17 protein-coding genes and 1 pseudogene are annotated in these 19,680 nt (G+C 33.9%); 16 read left to right on the forward strand and 2 right to left on the reverse strand.

Annotated features, from left to right (window positions below):
• Positions 1 to 52: 52 nt before the first annotated feature.
• The 9 genes and pseudogenes from DW761_RS19845 to DW761_RS19885 all read left to right on the forward strand — a co-directional run.
• A pseudogene (locus DW761_RS19845) lies at positions 53 to 1,414 on the forward strand (sodium-dependent transporter); the annotation flags it as partial.
• Between the two features lie 149 nt (positions 1,415 to 1,563).
• Positions 1,564 to 2,979 (forward strand): diguanylate cyclase, encoded by a 1,416-nt coding sequence (locus DW761_RS19850; RefSeq protein ID WP_158553856.1) that lies wholly within the window; start codon positions 1,564 to 1,566, stop codon positions 2,977 to 2,979.
• The gene (locus DW761_RS19855) at positions 2,951 to 3,121 is read left to right on the forward strand and encodes a hypothetical protein (RefSeq protein ID WP_117519133.1); all 171 of its coding nucleotides are present in this window, start codon (positions 2,951 to 2,953) and stop codon (positions 3,119 to 3,121) included. The genes DW761_RS19850 and DW761_RS19855 overlap by 29 nt, the downstream gene beginning before the upstream one ends.
• A gap of 159 nt (positions 3,122 to 3,280) precedes the next feature.
• Complete coding sequence (locus DW761_RS19860; protein ID WP_117519134.1) at positions 3,281 to 4,168, forward strand: LysR family transcriptional regulator; 888 nt, start codon at positions 3,281 to 3,283, stop codon at positions 4,166 to 4,168.
• Positions 4,169 to 4,285: 117 nt separating this feature from the next.
• Positions 4,286 to 4,987 carry a carboxymuconolactone decarboxylase family protein gene (locus DW761_RS21570; protein ID WP_233513140.1) on the forward strand — a complete coding sequence of 234 codons (702 nt, stop codon included), beginning with the start codon at positions 4,286 to 4,288 and terminating at the stop codon, positions 4,985 to 4,987.
• Between the two features lie 11 nt (positions 4,988 to 4,998).
• Positions 4,999 to 5,409, forward strand: a complete 411-nt coding sequence (locus DW761_RS19870) for a cupin domain-containing protein (protein WP_117519136.1) — start codon at positions 4,999 to 5,001, stop codon at positions 5,407 to 5,409.
• Positions 5,410 to 5,575: 166 nt separating this feature from the next.
• Positions 5,576 to 7,006: an extracellular solute-binding protein gene (locus DW761_RS19875; protein ID WP_117519137.1), complete on the forward strand. Its 1,431-nt coding sequence runs from the start codon at positions 5,576 to 5,578 to the stop codon at positions 7,004 to 7,006.
• Between the two features lie 35 nt (positions 7,007 to 7,041).
• Positions 7,042 to 10,008 carry an EAL domain-containing protein gene (locus DW761_RS19880; protein WP_158553857.1) on the forward strand — a complete coding sequence of 989 codons (2,967 nt, stop codon included), beginning with the start codon at positions 7,042 to 7,044 and terminating at the stop codon, positions 10,006 to 10,008.
• 198 nt (positions 10,009 to 10,206) lie between these two features.
• Complete coding sequence (locus DW761_RS19885; protein ID WP_158553858.1) at positions 10,207 to 10,749, forward strand: GNAT family N-acetyltransferase; 543 nt, start codon at positions 10,207 to 10,209, stop codon at positions 10,747 to 10,749.
• Positions 10,750 to 10,814: 65 nt separating this feature from the next.
• On the opposite strand, the gene DW761_RS19890 is transcribed toward DW761_RS19885, so the two are convergent.
• A complete protein-coding gene (locus DW761_RS19890; protein ID WP_117453205.1) occupies positions 10,815 to 11,588 on the reverse strand; it encodes an HAD-IIB family hydrolase in 774 nt (257 codons plus the stop codon).
• Positions 11,589 to 11,694: 106 nt separating this feature from the next.
• On the opposite strand from DW761_RS19890, the gene uvsE reads away from it, so the two are divergent.
• From uvsE to DW761_RS19920, 7 genes are all read left to right on the forward strand, one after another.
• Positions 11,695 to 12,921: a UV DNA damage repair endonuclease UvsE gene (uvsE, locus tag DW761_RS19895; RefSeq protein WP_117519140.1), complete on the forward strand. Its 1,227-nt coding sequence runs from the start codon at positions 11,695 to 11,697 to the stop codon at positions 12,919 to 12,921.
• Positions 12,922 to 12,975: 54 nt separating this feature from the next.
• Entirely contained in the window at positions 12,976 to 13,548 is a 573-nt protein-coding gene (locus DW761_RS19900; protein ID WP_117453207.1) for a hypothetical protein, read from the forward strand.
• 147 nt (positions 13,549 to 13,695) lie between these two features.
• Positions 13,696 to 14,841 (forward strand): amidohydrolase, encoded by a 1,146-nt coding sequence (locus tag DW761_RS19905; RefSeq protein ID WP_117453208.1) that lies wholly within the window; start codon positions 13,696 to 13,698, stop codon positions 14,839 to 14,841.
• Between the two features lie 147 nt (positions 14,842 to 14,988).
• Positions 14,989 to 15,840, forward strand: coding sequence for a YitT family protein (locus DW761_RS19910; RefSeq protein ID WP_199485668.1), 852 nt, complete (start codon positions 14,989 to 14,991; stop codon positions 15,838 to 15,840).
• Positions 15,841 to 15,955: 115 nt separating this feature from the next.
• Positions 15,956 to 16,135 (forward strand): hypothetical protein, encoded by a 180-nt coding sequence (locus tag DW761_RS20935; RefSeq protein WP_147323339.1) that lies wholly within the window; start codon positions 15,956 to 15,958, stop codon positions 16,133 to 16,135.
• 254 nt (positions 16,136 to 16,389) lie between these two features.
• Positions 16,390 to 17,676, forward strand: a complete 1,287-nt coding sequence (locus tag DW761_RS19915; protein WP_158552204.1) for an AAA family ATPase — start codon at positions 16,390 to 16,392, stop codon at positions 17,674 to 17,676.
• Positions 17,664 to 18,362, forward strand: a complete 699-nt coding sequence (locus tag DW761_RS19920) for an RloB family protein (protein WP_158553859.1) — start codon at positions 17,664 to 17,666, stop codon at positions 18,360 to 18,362. Before DW761_RS19915 ends, DW761_RS19920 begins: the two co-directional genes overlap by 13 nt.
• A gap of 464 nt (positions 18,363 to 18,826) precedes the next feature.
• Here DW761_RS19920 and DW761_RS19925 read toward each other — a convergent pair whose 3' ends face one another.
• Entirely contained in the window at positions 18,827 to 19,597 is a 771-nt protein-coding gene (locus tag DW761_RS19925) for a MurR/RpiR family transcriptional regulator (RefSeq protein ID WP_117519142.1), read from the reverse strand.
• Between the last annotated feature and the right edge of the window lie 83 nt (positions 19,598 to 19,680).

A 19,680-nucleotide genomic window follows, 5' to 3' on the forward strand; every position in this document is an offset into this window, starting at 1 on the left:
TTAAGATTTACACTGGTTTTTTTTTAATTGTCCTTGACAAAGGGTACACTTTACTAATCATTTAGGTTTTATTTTAGCTGCTGCTGGTTCTGCGGTAGGTTTGGGAAATATCTGGAAATTCCCTGGTAAGATAGGCGCAAATGGTGGAGGATTGTTTCTATTGATTTATATCATTGTGGTGGCTGTAATCGGCTTAACGATCATGCTGGCAGAACTTGCGATAGGACGTTCTACCCAAAAGAATGCCGTTGGTGCATTTCATCAATTGAATAAGAAATGGACGTTTGCAGGTGTCATTGGTATCATTACATTATTTGTGATTTTATCGTATTACAGTATCGTTGGCGGCTGGATTATGAAATATATCGGGGTATATATTGGCGGGGCACATTTTTCAGGCACAGCAACACAATATCAAGATTTCTTTGTGAACTTTATAACGAAACCAATAGAACCAGTGTTATGGGGATTGTTGTTTTTAGGATTATGTATCTTTATCATCATCAAAGGTGTATCGGATGGAATTGAAAAGATTAGTAAGATATTGATGCCAGCTTTATTTATCCTTCTGATTGGAACTGCTATACGATCAATGACATTGCCAGGGGCAATGGAAGGTATTCAATTTATGCTGCATATTGATTTTTCTACATTCAATACGGATATGCTGGTTGCGGCTGTAGGACAGGCATTCTTCTCTTTATCTGTGGGAATGGGTATTTTGATAACTTATGGTTCCTATGTAGGTAAACAAGAGAACTTGTTTCAAAGTGCTGTGTGGATCTGTATATTGGATACAATTGTGGCAATCCTTGCGGCTTTTGCGATTATTCCTGCTGTCTTTGTGACCATGGGAGCAGATGGCCTTGGCATGGGTGGTGGTTTTGCATTTATGGCATTACCTAATGTATTTGCGTCTATACCTGGTGGCATTATCTTTGGGGCAGTATTCTTTATCTTGTTATTTTTAGCTGCTTTGACCAGTGCCATCAGTATCTTAGAAAGTATTATCGCCTTTATGAGTGAAGAATTTCATATTACGAGAAAGAAAGCAGTCGCATGGCTGTTTGTGCCATTGACACTGTTATCTGTTGGGTATTCCTTGTCACAATTAGAAACAAGGGGAATCAACCTGCCATGGTTTGATATGCGAAATGGTTTACAGATGCTGCCAATGAATGCAGTGATGGAGAAATTTACTGACAACCTGATGATTCCATTAGGTGCTCTTTGTTTCTGTATATTTGTTGGATGGGTATGGGGTGTAAAGCCAGCGATTTACGAGATTGAAAATGAGGGAGCGCTGCGCTTTCCATTACGTAAAATATGGTCCTTCAGTATTCGTTACTTAGCACCGATTGCGATATTGGCAATTTTATATTTTACAATTTTTAAAGGTGTCATTTTATCATAAATACATGAAAAGCAGGAGGAATTCCTGCTTTTTAAATAAAAAATTTTAAAAAACTGGAAAAATTTGTAAACAAAACATTACTTAAGATGGTTTTTCTTTATCTAAAAAGGTATAATATGATTGAATAAAGTTCTTAGAGGATGATGGAAATGGAATATGAAGGGTTGATCAAATTATATTTTGAAGTCAGAAATACCAAACCGCTGGAAGCAAAACAAATCATTGAACAGATGAAGTATCTGGAAAGTGAAGGTAATGCAGTAAAAGGGAGACATTTTTATTATGAAGCCCAGTTATATTATGAAAATGCCAATCTGGAACAATGTTTATGCCATGCGATTACTGGTATTCAGCATTTGATGAATCAGCCCTATGTAAGTGAATTTGCGAAATGTTATAATCTGATGGGTGTTGTATATGATAATAAAGGCAATGACCATATGCAGGCGTTACAATACTATCTGGAAGGATTAGATGTTGCCGAAAAAAATAACGACCATAAAACATCCAGTGTCTTTTATAATAATATTGGATGTATATATGATGGTCTACATGACTATGCGACAGCAGCTACCTATTTTGAACAGGCATTAAAGAATAATGTAAATGCAGGTGGAGAAGAATTTTTAATGGAAGTATTGAATCTGGCATTGATTCAATGTGAAATAGGTGATTTTAAACAGGCAACATATTACTATGAATATGCAGAAATACATACAGAACTTTCCATCCTTGAAGAAAATCGTGCCCACATGGGGATTATAAAAGCACTAATCAGTTATCATAATCATGATATAGAAGAAGTAAAAAAACAATTGATACAAATATGTGAATGTGGCAAAAGAGGAGATATGAATATCAATACCTTCTTGGAAGTCCTGGGACAGATTGACACATTGATGGATAAAGCATTGATAAATGAATTTAAAGAAGTATTGACTTTGTTAGGAAATATTGCGAGCAAACTGGATTTGTTAGAGGCAAAAATCAAGGTAATCGAATGTGGTATTGCTTTTTGTAAAATGATAGAAAATGAGCAGCAATTATATCATCTACTAGAAATCTACTATGAACTTGCCAGACAGAATGAAAGAGAAAAGGAAAAAATGTTGTTAGAAGGCATGAATCTGAAGTTGAAAATGCGTGATATGAAACGGCGTCAGAAAGAGATGAAGAAAAAGTCTTTAAAGTATAAAAAGCTTGCGCAACATGATGCGCTGACTGGTTTATATAATCGTACCATCTTTTCACAAAAACTGGTGCCATTATTTGAAGAAGCGAAAACTTTAGGTAAAAACATTGGGGTTTTGATTGCGGATATCAATGATTTTAAACAGTACAATGACTATTATGGACATGTGAGTGGAGATCATTGTATTCATGATATCGCTGAAATCATGCGGATATTATGTAATGATCAAATATATTTTGTACGTTATGGTGGAGATGAATTTTTAGGCTTTTTCTATGATGTAGAAGTCGCTTATGTAAAAACAGATTGCCCAGCATCTTTATCAGGAAGTCAAGAAGCTGCATATGGAACATGCCAAGACATTGCATTATGAAAAGACTATTTCCATAACCATTGGCTGTTACTATGCGATACCAAAAGATATGGATGATTTCTTTGAATTTATCGCAAAAGCGGATAATGAATTATACAGAGGAAAAAATAGTGGCATTTCAGTAAATTTTCCAAACGAGTAAAAGACCATAGGGTCTTTTCTTTATGCCTGAAAAGCATGAAGAGTTATAATTCACAGGTATTAGATTTATGTAACATTTTATGTATAATAAGTATAGAAAAGATTGTTTCAATCAGCAGGCAATGGTAAAATAAGAAGTAAATGAAAGAGGTGGATGCTCATGGAATTACGTGTCCTTCGTTATTTTTTAACAGTCGCAAGAGAACAGAATATTACACGTGCTGCCAATATCCTGCACATTACCCAGCCTACGTTATCCAGACAATTGATTCAGCTGGAAGAAGAGCTGCATACCCAGCTGTTTATCAGAGGAAAAAATCAAATATCATTAACAGAAGAAGGCATGCTGCTAAGAAGAAGAGCAGAGGATATCATTGATCTGGCAGATAAGACAGAAAAAGAATTTGCGAATCGGGAAGAAATGATATCTGGAGATATTTTTATCGGAAGTGGGGAAACCCAGGCCATGCGTATGATGGCAGATGTGATGAAAACCTTCCATGAACAATATCCGTTCACCAATTTCCATATGTTTAGCGGCAATGCAGATGATATCAAAGAGAAGATTGATAAAGGCTTGATTGATCTTGCCTTATTGATGGAACCAGTGCAATTAGATAAATATGATTTTATCCGCCTGCCCTATAAAGAAACATGGGGAGTTCTTACAAGAAAAGACAGCCGGCTTGCGCAAAAAAACGTCATTACACCAGATGATTTAAGAAATGAAAATCTGATTATTACCAGAAGAGCCATCGTACAAAATGAAATTGCCAGCTGGTTTCATGAGGAATACGAGCACCTGCAGATTATATCCACATACAATCTGATTTATAATGCGGCAATTATGGCAGAGCAGGGCATGGGACATGTGATCTGTTTTGATAAGCTTGCGCCCACAGATGAACACAGCATTTTGTGTTTTCGCCCTTTTTCTCCAACACTTGAAACAGGTGTGGTACTGGTATGGAAGAAGCATCAGTTATTTTCACCTGCCGCACATAAACTTCTAGAAAATCTAAAAGAAGCTTTTACAAAAGAATCCTAGTGATTCTTTTTTCATGCTTAAAAAGCATGATACTTTATAGAAATGAAGCATTAGACATTATATCATTCCTCTTTTACAATGGATTTGTCAGAAATCAAAAGAAAGAAGGCAGGATATATGAAAACATGTTTAAAAAATCTATGGGACACAGATATGGAATTTATAGAACGCATGGATCTGTTTCTAAAGGATGTAGAAGATGAAACTGGATTGGATGAGCGTACACGTACATTAGCGATTTGCGCCAGTCTTGTTGGATGTCAGGCACTGGATGTGTTTACCTGTATCGTTGAGGATACATTAGAGGTATCTTTAAAGGCTATAGAACTAAAGGAGCTGTTATATCAGGCATGTGCATATTTGGGATATGGAAAGGTGTATCCATTTATCAAGCAGGCAAATGATATTCTTAAACAGAAACAAATAAATCTGCCACTTCCATCACAATCTACAACAAGCAAACAAACTCGTTTAAAGAAAGGTTCACAGGCACAGGTCGATATCTTTGGAGAGCATATGAAAGACTTTTATAAAAGCGGACCTAAAGAAAGTGTACACATCAATCGATGGCTGGCGGAAAACTGTTTTGGAGATTATTACACAAGAAATGGATTGACATTGCGGGAAAGAGAAATGATTACGTATTGTTTTTTAGCAGCCCAGGGTGGTTGTGAACCACAACTGATTTCCCATATCAAAGCAAATATCCGTATAGGAAATGATGAAGCACAACTGATATCCATCTTATCACAATGTCTTCCTTATATAGGATATCCAAGAAGCTTAAACGCATTGCGCTGTATCAAAGAGGCAGTATAAAGGAGAAAATTATGGCGAAAAATGAAGAATTAAAAAATGGCGGTATATTTCCATTAGGGGAGAAAAACGAAGCATTTGCGAAGTATTTTATCGGACAGAGTTATTTATCCATGTTGACGAATAAAGGTGTTAGTATTGCTAATGTGACCTTTGAGCCGAGATGTCGCAATAACTGGCATATTCACCATGGAGGTGGTCAGATTCTTCTGGTTATGGCGGGAGAAGGATATTATCAGGAATGGGGTAAACATGCGCAGTTATTGAAGGCAGGCGATGTTGTTAATATTCCACCAGAAGTAAAGCACTGGCATGGTGCCACAAAAGACAGCTGGTTTGTGCATCTTGCGGTGGAAGTACCATCAGAAAATGGCAGTAATGAGTGGCTAGAAGCTGTGGATGATGATACGTATCATCAATTATAAAAGAATGGATTTCTCTACCTATGAGAATTCCTTTTTTTTAAATTATAAGGAATATGCAAGAATTTTCGAAAAAAAACGCAATTTTCTATAAGATTGTTTTCATAAAAATTTACAAATGCGATAAAATGTGGTACTTTAAAGATAATGAAAGTGGCAGGGGTAAATTATGAAAAAATTAAAAGTGTATCTAACGACAGTTTTAAGTCTGATGCTGGTTTTAAGTGGGTGCAGCAGTAAGAAAGATGTATTAGATCCAGATCATCCGGTTCAGATCAGTTTGTGGCATTATTATAATGGTGCTCAACAGGAATCATTCAATGATTTAATTAGGGAATTTAATGATACAGTAGGTAAAGAAAAGGGAATCATTGTGAAAGCTTCCGGTCATGGAAATGTGAATGATTTAGAAAACAACGTATTGGATTCTATCAATGGAGAAGCAGGTGCGGCAGAAATACCAAATATCTTTGCGGCATATGCAGATACTGCCTATACGGTCGATCGATTGGGATATGCAGTTGATTTAACAAAATATTTCACTAAAAAAGAACTGGAAGAATATATTCCAAGCTATATTGAAGAAGGCGAATTTTCCAATGATGGCAGTTTAAAGATTTTTCCAATCGCAAAATCAACGGAAATCTTTATGCTGAATAAGACAGATTGGGATAAGTTCAGTAAGGCAACTGGTACATCTTTAGATGAGTTAAAAACAATCGAAGGTGTCACCAAGGTTTCTCAGAAATATTATGAATGGAGTGACTCTTTAACTGAAGAAAAGAATGATGGAAAAGCATTCTTTGGAAGAGATGCACTGGCAAATTATTTCATTATTGGATTCAGACAAAATGGTGTACAGATATTCGAGATGAAAGATGGCAGTGTCACATTGAATTATGATAAAGAAATCGTGAAAAAACTATGGGATAATTATTATGTGCCATATATTAAAGGATATTTTGCGTCATCTGGAAGATTCCGTAGTGATGATATCAAAACCGGAAATATCATTGCATTTGTAGGTTCTTCTTCTGGGGCAACCTTCTTTCCTAAAGAAGTGATCTTAAATGATAATGAATCATATAAGATTGAAATGTCCGCATTTGTAGCGCCTCAATTTGAAAACGGTGAAGCTTTTGCTGTACAACAGGGGGCTGGCATGGTTGTAACGAAATCTGATGAAGCAAAAGAAACGGCTTGTGCAGAATTTTTGAAATGGTTCACAAAACTTGATCAGAACGTGAAATTCTCTGTGGACAGTGGATATCTGCCAGTCACAAAAGCAGCTAATGATAAAGATGTTATCAAAGAAAAGATTACAACGACAACCGAAACAGAACAAATCATTGATAAAGCCATTGATACCATTCACCAATCTACATTATATACAACCAAAGCTTTTGAAAATGGTACAAAAGCTAGAAATGTATTGGAATATTCATTATCAGATAAAGCAAGCGAAGATCGTAAAAGCGTTTTAGCGGATATGAAGAATGGAAAGAGCTATGAAGAAGCAGTTTCCCAATTTGATAATGACAAGAATTTTGAAGCATGGTACAATGAAACATATGCACAGCTAAAAGAACTTGTAAAATAAAGCAACATATATAACAGACAGGAAAGAGGATGCATGTGGCAGTGAAAAAAAGGTCAGTAAAAAGTAAATCAATCTTGAAACACATTCTGGTGCCGATGTGTATCCTTTTGATTACCGAAATTGTTATTTTGGCAATCAGCGTTTATGCTGGAGGAATCGTAGAACGGCTAGAAGAAAATTCAAGAGATATTTTACAAGAACGTGTCATCAACAAAAAAGGTTTTTTAGAAAATGAAATGAACAATACATGGTCTGATGTTACATTGTTGGCAGAAACCATTAATACAAAAGCAGAGATGCTGGAAAAACAGGGCATTATTTCCATTGATCAATTGGATAATGGTTCTAATGAAGCTTCTCCATTGATCGCAGAAATCGCAGATGATATGATACAAAAACTGCGTTCCAATCGTGTCAATGATATCTATGTTATTTTCAACAATCACGATTTAGATGAAAATGTCAGTGATAAGCCTGGCATCTATATTCGAGATATGGACCCGGCTTCCAAAGCAAGTAATCGCAATGCAGATTTATTGATTGAACGTGCACCTGCAAGCATTGTACAAAAATTAAATATTTCAACGGATACCTCATGGACGCCACTGTTTAATTTTGGAAAACATGAAAAAGACTATTATAAATTCTTATACCGTCCTTATCAGGCCGCATTGAAAAAACAAAAAAACTATTCTTTAGGCGATATGGGCTATTGGAGTGCCAATAATTGTTTAGATGGAACCTTACAGCCGTTTATTTCATACAGCGTACCACTAATTGATACAAAAGGGCGTGTCTATGGTGTTGTGGGAATTTCTATTTTAGAAGAATATCTAACAACACTATTGCCAAATGAAGAAATCAACGGTTCAGGTCATGCATCATATGAACTTGGGATAACTACTAAAAAAGCCAATGTATATTCACCTGTTTTAGACAGTACACTGTTTGATTGTACATCGAATTTAACACTTCTTCAAAAAGAAGAAGGCTATTATGTAGAAAACAGCAGGGATGAAGTCTATGCCGCAATAGAAACATTGCATTTGTATAATACCAATACACCATATCTGGATGAACAGTGGACAATCATGTCATTGATCAAAGATGATGATTTGATGGCATTTTCACACCATATCAATATTTCCTTGATACTGGCAGGATTAATTACACTGGGAGTAGGTATGCTTGGCTGCGTATTGATATCCTTTAAATTAAGTTCACCAATTACCAGTTTGTCAAAACAGTTGAAAACACAGAAAAAGACAGATGGAAAACTGCAAAAGACAGATATCACGGAAATCGATCAGCTGGTAGATTCTATTGAATCACTAAACCAGAATCTGTTAGATTCTTTTCGCCGTTTTACCAAAATCATACAATTAGCCAGTGTAAAAATGGCAGGATTTGAATATGATCAGGAGAAAAACGATTTCTTTATCACGGATAATTTCTTCTCTGTATTCTTACAGGACGATATTGATTCTTCGCTTATGACCTATGAGCAGTTCAGTCAGAAAATGAAAGAAATGAGTCCTTATATTAAGAAAAAAGAAGAACATAAATATGTGTATCATCTGCCAAAAGATAATGATATCATCTTTGTGGAGCTTACCATATCCTGGTTTGATGCTCATCATGTCATTGGATTAGCAGAGGATGTCACTGAACGTATCCTTGAACAAAACATTATTGAATATGAACGAGATCATGACGCATTGACCGGCTTAATGAATCGTAGAGCATTCCATCGTGAAATGCAGATATTATTTGATGAGCCAGAAGTATTGAAAACCGCAGCATTATTGATGGTTGATTTAGATAACCTGAAATATATCAATGACCATTATGGACATGATAGTGGAGATACTTATATTCGCAAAGCAACAGAAGCCTTCGTGAAATACAGTCCATCCAATACGATGATTTCTAGGGTTTCCGGAGATGAGTTCTATTTATTCTTCTTTGGCTATGAAGATGAAGAACCTTTAAGAAAATTACTGATGGAGTTAAAACACGGGATTGATGAATCCTATATCACTTTAGGCAAATATGAAACCTTTAAAATAAAAGTATCCGGTGGTATCTCATGGTATCCAAAAGATGCAACAACAGTCAAAAATTTACAATTATACTCTGATTATGCTATGTATAAAGTAAAGCATACTTGTAAAGGCATATTTGCGAATTTCAATAAAACAGATTATGACAATGATTCCTATATGAGCAGAAATCGTGCAGAGCTTTTAAAATTGATTGAAACTGAAAGTCTGCATTACTACTTCCAGCCAATCGTATCCACAAAAGATGGTTCTGTATTTGCTTATGAAGCGCTCATGCGCTCTTTCATGCCTAATTTGAAGAATCCTGAAGAAATTTTGAATATTGCGAAGATGGAATCAAAACTTGGAAAAATTGAAGAATTGACGATGTTTAAAGCAATGGAGGGTTATCAGGAAAACATCAAAAACCATTATTTTGATGAAAATACAAAGATTTTTGTTAATTCCATCGCCAGTGAAATGTTATCACCGGAAATGATAGCGAAGTTTGAAAAAACATTTGAGCCATACCTTCACAATGTAGTAATTGAAGTAACTGAAGGAGAAAAAATGAACGAAACATTGCATCAACAGAAACAGAAGTTCGTAGAAAAGTGGCATGGCGCACTTGCTCTTGATGATTATGGAAGTGGCTATAACTCAGAAATTTTATTATTGAGTATTACACCAAAATATATCAAGATCGATATGAGTTTTATTCATAACATAGACAAAGATAACGATAAACAAAAGATTGTAGAGAACATCGTATCCTATGGACATGAACGTGGCATGTTGATTATTGCGGAAGGTGTAGAAACAGTAGATGAGATGAAACAGGTTATGAAATTAAAGGTAGACTTCCTTCAAGGTTACTTGTTAGGAAAGCCACAAATGAAACCTGCATCCATTCCAAATGAAATCGTGAAACTCATTCAATCACTCAATGCCAGAAGGTAATACTTCCAGCAGGCAGTTTTATATGCCTGCTGGTTTTTATATGAAAACAACAAAATGTATCAGATGTATTATTGGATGATATTTTTCTTTTATTTACATTTTATGTAAATTTTGATACATTTCACATTGATATTTACACCCATGTGTAGTACAATAATTAAATTATACCCTAAAATAGTAAAACGCAGGAGGATGAGAATGTTAAAGAAAATCAATACCCCTACGCTGGAAACACAGCGTTTGTTATTAAGAAAAGCAGTAAAACAGGATTGTGAAGCCTTTTTAGAAATATTCAAGGATGATACGATACATCGATATCGCCCTTGGTTTCCATTAACAACTATCAAAGAAGCATCCCAATATCTAGAATCCTATATCCTACCGGTTTATGAAAGAGATATCGCATATTATTATGTATTGGAAGAGAAAACCAGCAAGAAAGTTATTGGATTTATATCACTTGATGGATTATATCCAGGCCGTGGCATTGGGGAATTCAATGCCGGTATGATCTATGAATATCGTGGAAAAGGTTATTTAAAGGAAGCAGCTAATGCCCTTTTACATATGGCAAAAGAAAACGGCTTTACCAAAATATCCGCTATTCATGATAAAGAGAATGTAAAGAGTGGGGAAATCATCAAAGACTTAGGCTTAAGTTATCGTTACAGTTTTGATGAAAGAAAGCCTCACTTGAAGAAAACCGTAACCTTTCAATATTACGAAATCAAATTTGATTAAACAAAAAGCATATCCTATTTGGATATGTTTTTTCAAAAGAAAAGAGCCGAATATATGCGACTCTTTTAAATCCATCCAAAATGACGACAGGCATTCCAGATACCATCATCCACATTTTTATCTGTGACATAATCAGCTTTTTCCTTTAATGCATCACAAGCATTTCCCATCGCAATGGACAGCCAGCGATCATCAAACATAACTAAATCATTATAGTCATCCCCAAAAACCACCACATCTTTTGGATCAGCTTGTAAATGCTCCATCATATCCAGAATACCTTCTTTTTTACGATCATGTTGAAACATCAAATAATCTTCCACAAAACGTAAATGTCCTAATTGATCATCTTTTGTGAAGACTTCTTCTTCACTTCGTGGCACGGATACATATAATTTATAAATTTCCTTTGCCTGATGAATATCAAAATTTTCATCAATAATATAACGTGTTGGTTCTTTACGATCGCCACACTGTTTACGAAAATCATCATTGTGTGTATACACATCAATAGAATCATCCAGCATTGCTAATACACCATATCCAAGTGCTGAAGCTTTCTCATAAGTGCGAATGGCTTCTTCACGATCTAAGGGGATATTTTGTATCAGCTGATCATTGATTACTAATCCATTGCCACCACAACATACCATGTGATGTAGTCCTATGCTTTCCATAAAACCCCTTGCTTTATAATGGGCACGTCCAGTCGCAATTGCCACAAAGTGACCATTTCGCTGTAGTTCATCTAATGCCCATTTTGCGGAAGTCACAATTTTCTTTGTGCTGTTGTCTGTCAGTGTACCATCAATATCAAAAAATAAATACTTCTTTTCCATGTCCCAGTTTTCTCCTTTTTCCAATATAATGATATCCTATGATTTTCAGATTGGCAAGGTATATACAAAAAAATAAAACACCATACTATCTCTGTGAGGTGAGCCTATGCGCATTGGATATGCTTGTCAGTGTTTGAGTAATACATTACCAAAGTTTCGTACCTGTACAATGAAATTTGCGACAGAAGAAAATCTATATCACATCATTACACATAATCTGATGGTACTAGATGAAATATTAGAATATAACCATCAACATCATATCGCTCTTTTCAGGTTAAGCAGCGATTTGATTCCTTTTGGGTCTAGTCCTGTCAATATGTTGAATTGGAAAGAAGAATTCAAGGAAGCATTTCATAAACTGGGAGAGAAAGCCAAAAACTATCATATGCGATTAAGTATGCATCCGGGACAGTATACCTTGTTAAATGCTATAAATGAAGATGTTTTACAACGTTCCATCGCAGATTTACGATATCATTGTGATATTTTGAATCTTATGGAGCTTGATGATACAAGTAAATTGATTTTACATATCGGTGGAATATATGGTGATAAAATGGCAGCAATACAACGCTTTATCTTTGTGTTCCATCATCTTGATGAAGATATTAAACAGCGATTGATCATCGAAAATGATGATCGTTATTATACATTAGAAGATGTTTTATACATATCAGATAAAATACAAATTCCAGTAATTTTTGATAATCTGCATCATGAGATATTACCATCTTTTCCTGATTTAAATCTATATCAAACATTATTGCTCGTACAAAAAAGCTGGAAGCCAAAGGATGGCAGAATGAAAATCCACTATAGCCAGCAAGATATGAGTCGAAGAAAAGGCGCACATGCGACCTATCTGGATGCCCAGCAGTTTTTAATGTTTTGTAGAGATATCCGTTATATGGATATGGATATGATGTTAGAAATAAAGACGAAAAATCTTGCGGCTTTACAGGCCCTTGATATATTATATCCTGAACAATTTCAACAAGCACTGGTATGGAAAAATTATCGTTATCTTATTTTGCGCCATTCCTTAGATATCTTTAAAACCATTACAACCACGCAGCAATTAGAAGTAAGAAGATTTTATGAATTAATTGATCAGGCATTATCAACACCTATTGATGATACACAGGGGGCACTCTGTTATCGTATGATGATGAATGAATATTTGCCTTATCTGAACAATACCCAGAAAATCAAACTTCAAAAATCCATGCAGCGATATATGGAGGGAACTCTTTCAGAACAAGGATTAAAAAACTGTTTTATAAGCCTGTCGGCGTTTGCTAAAGATGAAGAAAATTATCTGTTTCTATAAGGTATAAGCATTTTTCTTTCGTTCATACTATAAAGGACAGGAGGATTTCATCAAATGAAAAAACAATATAAAGTAATGGCATGTACACTTGCCTTATGCTCCATGCTTGCGGCATGTAGTACAAAAGATGACAAAAAAGACAACAACAAAGTAGAAAACAAGGTTGAAAACAAAGCAAACACCGCTAAAAAAGATACGGAAGACAGTATCGATAACATGATGAGCTACTTCAAAGAAAAAGGTGTTGCTTATGATCAGAGTGAAAACATCGATCAAATGGATTTTGCTGCTTATGAAGGTAGAAGCTTTATGGCAAACAACAATCGGGTATATCTGTATCGTGTAAAAAGTGAAGATGAAAACATGAAAAAGATTTTAAAAGAAGCTGCGGATAAAGGCAAAGTAAAAGTGAATATCAATAATAAAGAAAGTGAATACAATGCCAAAGTCAATGGTGACTATTTATTATTGTATGAAACAAATGCGGATATCTCAGATGTATTGGGTGCATTCCCAGGTTATCGTGCAGGTACAACGACGACAACGACAAGTACAGATGAATCTGATCAAAGTAATGATCAGTCCAATACTAAAGATTCTACAGAAAATCAAACAGATACAGAATAAAGCGCAAATCGCGCTTTTTCTTTTATTTCCTTAAAATTATACTTTAGGATAATTCTGTAAAATGATATAATACATTAGGAAAAAGACTGTTTCCATACAGTTTACATTTGACATTCGTTGCATAGAAAAAGGAAGAAGGAAAAAAAGATGTTAATTAAAAATGCGAAGATTTACACAATGGAAGAAGAAGGAATCATTGAAGGAGATATCCTGATTCAGGATGGAAAAATCGTTAAAGTAGGTAATGTAGAAGAAAGTGATGATGAAGTGATTGATGCTAGTGGAAAGTTTGTATTTCCTGGCATGGTAGAAGCACATTGTCATTTGGGAATGGAAGAATCTGCGATTGGTTTTGAAGGGGATGATGTCAATGAAACAACAGACCCTATTACACCTCATATGCGTGCTATTGATGGCTGTAATCCATTGGATGAAACTATCACAAATGCCTGTAAAGCTGGTGTTACCGCTGTAGCGGCAGGACCTGGAAGTGCCAATGTTATAGGTGGAACATTTGTGGCATATAAGACACATGGTGTCAGTATGGATGAAATGAAAATCAAAGAAGCGATTGCCATGAAGGCAGCATTTGGAGAAAATCCAAAACGTGTATATCGTGAAAAAGGAAAGATTCGTACAAGAATGAATATTGCGGCATTACTTAGAGAAACACTTATAAAAACTAAAGAATATATGATGAAGAAAGAAGCAGCCAATGGAGATATCACGAAGATGCCTGCGTATGATATGAAACTTGAAGCTATGATTCCTGTATTAAAAAAAGAGCTTCCATTAAAATGTCATGCACATCGTGCGGATGATATACTTACGGTTATCCGGATTGCAAAAGAATTTGATATCAAAGTAACATTAGATCATTGTACAGATGGTGAAATTATTAAGAAACAAATTAAAGAAAGTGGTTTTCCAGCAATTGTAGGGCCATCCTTTGGACATAAGACAAAATTAGAATTGGCACATAAATCATTTAAAACACCAGCAGTACTACAAAAAGAAGGAATACTAATTGCGATTACCACAGATTCTCCAGTTATTCCAGAAGAATACCTACCATTATGTGCGGCATTAGCTATGAAGAGTGGATTAGATGAAATGGAGGCATTAAAAGCAATCACCATCAATCCTGCTAAAATTCTTGGATTAGATGATCAAATTGGAAGTATCAAAGAAGGCAAAGATGCAGATTTAATTATCTGTGACAGCAGTTTATTAGATGCCATGAATCATGTTGATTATACGATTATCAACGGAAAAATCGCATATCAGGCTTAACACAGGAAGAAACAGATCAACCAATTAGGATATGATCTGTTTTTTTTACCACCTTTTTCCTAATGGCTGGGCAATATAATTCTATTTCTTTCTTTGAATTTATGGTAAAGTATATGAGGAAAGTTTGATTTTACTGGAGGTTAAGATATGCTGAAAAAAGAGAATCTGAGGGAATATGTCATCATGACACTTGCATTATTTTTTACATCATTGGGTGTTTACTTTTTTATGATACCCAGTGGGATCGTTGTGGGTAGTATTTCTGGTTTGGCGATGGTGCTTGCCCAATTAAGTGGTTTATCAATTTCTGTAATCACGATGATTTTAAATGTTGGATTATTAATCATAGGCTTTATATTTATTGGAAAGGAATTTGGTGTAAAAACGGTTTATACATCATTATTATTTCCAGTATTTCTAGGCTTTTATGAAGCGGTGTTTCCATTAAATGGTTCTCTAACAGGAAATAATGTATATGATCTGATATGTAATGTATTGCTTGTTGGTTTTGGACAGGCACTATTATTTAATGTGAATGCATCTTCTGGTGGTTTAGATATCGTCGCAAAAATTGTAAGCAAATATACCCATATGGAAATTGGAAAAGCTGTAACAATGGCAGGGATGATAACCGCAATGAGTTCACTTCTAGTGTACAATATCGGAACATTTATCGTGAGTGTATTGGGAACATACGCAAATGGTTTGGTCGTAGATTATTTTATTGGCGGTATCAATAAGAAAAAGAAAATCTGTATTGTATCTGATGAGTATGAGAAAATTCAAAATTTTATTCTTGATACAATGAAACGAGGGGTAACTTTGTATCAGGTACAGGGAGGTTTTGAGAAAGAAAACCGTGTGGAGCTTGTGACTATTATGAGTAATAATGAATATAAGATTTTATTGGATTTTCTCCACAAGGCAGACTTTAAAGTGTTTGTGACAATATCAACTGTTAATGAAGTCGTTGGTATTTGGAATACAAAAAAAGCGTAAATGATTTAAAAAACTGATATCAAATCAGTTTTTTTATGAAAATTTTATAAAAAGAAACATCATGAAATAAATTAATGAAAACAAAAAAGTTTATTTACAAATCCAACTGATAAAGATGAAAAGATTGAAAAGTATCGTTTTATGTGTCAGTACAAAAGAAAAGAAAAACGGTGATAATACAATGGAAAACCGCTATTATATCAGCAGTCTACATGACATCTCTCTGCTTTCACAAGAAATCAGAGGACATTGGGATCCTTTTTTATTGTTTTTCTTATTGATGCATTTGTCCTGAGAAAAAATGATAACAAAAAATATATATTGCTGCATTCACGCCCACAGGGTGCACAGAGTGTCCCACCACTTACTTATCGCTGTTAAGTGGGGGACTTCTGCCTGTTTTTGGATAAAATTCGATAAATACAATTTTTTTGTATAGAAAACAATTAGAAATATGATTTTGTTTTATAAAATAATCGAAAAATACGAATAATTCCACTATCTTGTGATATAATGAAAATAGATATCGATAGAAATGGAGAGATGATCATGTTAGTCATGTTTCGGGTAAAAAACTTTGCTTCATTTAAGGATGAAACAATTTTGGATTTAAGAGCAGTCAGCTACAAAGAAATGAAAAGTCATATAGTTAGAATAGATAAAAATAATCTTGTTAAAACATTGGCAATCTATGGAAAAAACGCAAGTGGTAAGTCAAATCTGGTCAGTGCAATGTATTACTTTAAAAGTTTTATTATTAATCAAATGTATCGGGATATTACGAATAAAGAGGAAGAAGATACCTTTAGGATTCCTGGTATCCATCGAAATCCATATCGTCTAAATGTAAATCTGAATAAAGAAAATGAATTTGAAATCATCTTTTATCATAATTGTAAAACCTATCAATATGGCTTTTCAACGATTGAAGAAAATGGAAAATATTTGATAAAAGAAGAATGGCTGTTAAAAGATAATGTTGAAATATATAACAGAAATTACGAGCATATCAGGTTTGGAAAAAAATATGAGAAAGAATTAAAAAAAATTATAAATAAGCGAAAAGATCGTTTATATATAAGTGTACTAGATTATTTTTCTGATGGTGAAATTAAAGAAATAATTGACGATATTAAATTTTATCTAAAATATAAATTTATAATACATTTTGAAATTTTTATTGAAACAAGTATTAAAGGGCTTTTAAGTAATGTGAATTTTTCAAAAAGATTAATAAATGATAATAACTATCGTAGTAAAGTTGAAAAATTTCTACAAATTGCGGATGTGGGAATCAAAAGGATTGACATAGAGGAGATACTTGATGAAGAAACAAATGAACATCAGCGTTATAAAATAAAAACAATTCATGATATTTTTAACGATGAAAATGAAGTGATAGGTGAAGAAGCATTTGATTTAAAAATGGAATCAACTGGAACGATACGTTATTTCTCCTTTATTCAAAATATGCTTGATATGATGGAAAAAGGCGGTGTATTTATTGTTGATGAATTAACAGCAAGATTACATCCGATTTTAACAAAGTTCATTATTGACTTATATCAAAATGAAAAAAATAACAAAGCACAATTAATTTTTACAACACATGATATTTCATTATTGAACCGGCAACAATTTCGTAGAGATGAAATTGCGTTTGTGGATAAAAATAAAAAAGGTGAATCAACGGTATTTACGCTTGCAGATATAAAAGTTCGTTCAGATGCTAGTTTCTCTAAAGATTATTTATTTGGAAAATATGGAGCGATTCCAGTTATTAATGAACAGGATATGACGGAAGAAATATTGGAGGAATGGATATGGGGAGATTAGTGAATGAAAAAAGAATAATAAAAAAATTAAAACCTGAAAATGCAGGTAATTTGCTTGTATTTTGTGAAGGAAATACAGAATATAATTATTTAAATTTTTTCAAAGATTATTTAGAAAAAAGATTATCCGTTCCTTATTCTAATATGGTAATAGAACCTATTAATACAAGTGGAAATGCCATGCATGTTTATCGTTATGCAGAGGATTTTTTAAACATTGATGTAAATCGTCGGAAATATGCGCTTTATGAAAAACATTTGGTATTTGATTGTGATGCCCCAGTTAATATACAAGATGTTATAGACTTAATGATCAATTCCGATAATGAATATATATTAGATTATTCGAATTTGCTATTTGAAACTTGGTTGCTTATGCATTTTCAAAGAATAGATATCCATGATATCGTTGATAAAAGAAGTATCATAAATCAGATACGTAATCATTTAGATGTTTTAGAATATAATTCTAAAGTGAAAGCTTCTAAAGGCATGATTGCTAAAATTTTAGGAAATGATGGTAATGCTAAAGTAAGAAATGCTATAGAAAATGCAAAGCATCTTGAAGAATTCTGGAAAAAAGAAAAATATAAAATGGAACATGATATAAAGAAAATGAATCCATCTGTTATGATTTATGAATTAATCGAACGATTATTAGATGAAATAGATTATTTTTGTAATTAAGCTAAGGATAGCACAAAAAGAGGGGAAATGCTTACAAAGATTATGTGGAATATTGTGATAGAAAAAATAGAAACAAGAAGAAAGAAAAGACAAGAAATTTTCATATTGCTGCATTCACGCCCAAAGGGTGCACAGCGTGTATTCCAACTTACTTGTCGCCGTTGAAGTCGGAGTCTTCTGCCTGTTTTTGGATAAAAAAGAGATTTTTGCCAGTGTTATCAGAAAAAAAGCAAATTTGATTTAGAGGTTAAGAAAGCAAGGATTATACAATATCTTCAATGTTTAATGCAATTAACACAGGATGAACAATTATTTATACAAACATTTCAAAATAGGCGATATCAACCAGCGTTATTATTTCAAGATAAGAAGATTGTTAAAATGATACTTAAGCATCCACTAATTAAATGGAAACTAATGAATCAATAGTAAATCACCAGACAGAAATCCTCTGTCTGGTGATTTTATAATATTTTTGCAATCTCATTTAATAATATCTCAATGAATACAAAGAAAATTACCTGATCATCTAAGAATGTGTCCCGGTGTGCCCTTGAGGCATAGGGCAGAGTAAATAATTGATCAGCATAAGGAACCAATTGATTCTTTGGTGTCATCGTGACTAAGGTGAAAAAACACTTTTTCTGATGAAGATTTTTTACAATATCAAGATATGGATCTGTAAGTCCTTTTATTGAAAAAATGATACAAAGATCCTCTGAACCAAGAATTTTGCCAACATCTCGCATGACAACTGGATCAGTTATAGCTTCACAATCTACACCGATTTTTGAAAGTCGCATACGTAATTGCATGGCCGATAAACCAGTACGGTTATAGCCAATGATTTTAACTTTTCTTGAATGAACAATTTTCTTACCAAGTGCTTTTACTTCATTCATAGAAATCATCTGATTGATATTTATTAATTGTCTAGCATAAAAATTTGTGATGGCTTTCATAGAATCTTGTGGTTCATCTTCATTACTTTCATCATTTGTATTTGATACCATCTCTCTAGATAAGGCAAACTTAAACTCAGAGAAACCTTCATATCCAAGTTTTTGACACATTCGGATGAATGCTGATTTACTGGACTTTGCATTTCTGGCAATCATCTCACCTGTGCATTGAATAACATAAACAGGATCCTGATTTAAAATATATTCCGCTATCAACGCTTCTTTTTTTGTAAAGGATGGCATGTTCTGCCGAATTAAATCTAAAGTTTTCATATAGAAACCCCCAATACATTCACTATGGTTATTATAACACAAAAACGCCAAAAATGGACTATTTTCCAAATAAACAAGCAAAA

This window comes from Absiella sp. AM29-15, assembly GCF_003434225.1.
GTDB lineage: Bacteria > Bacillota_I > Bacilli_A > Erysipelotrichales > Erysipelotrichaceae > Hoskinsella > Hoskinsella hominis.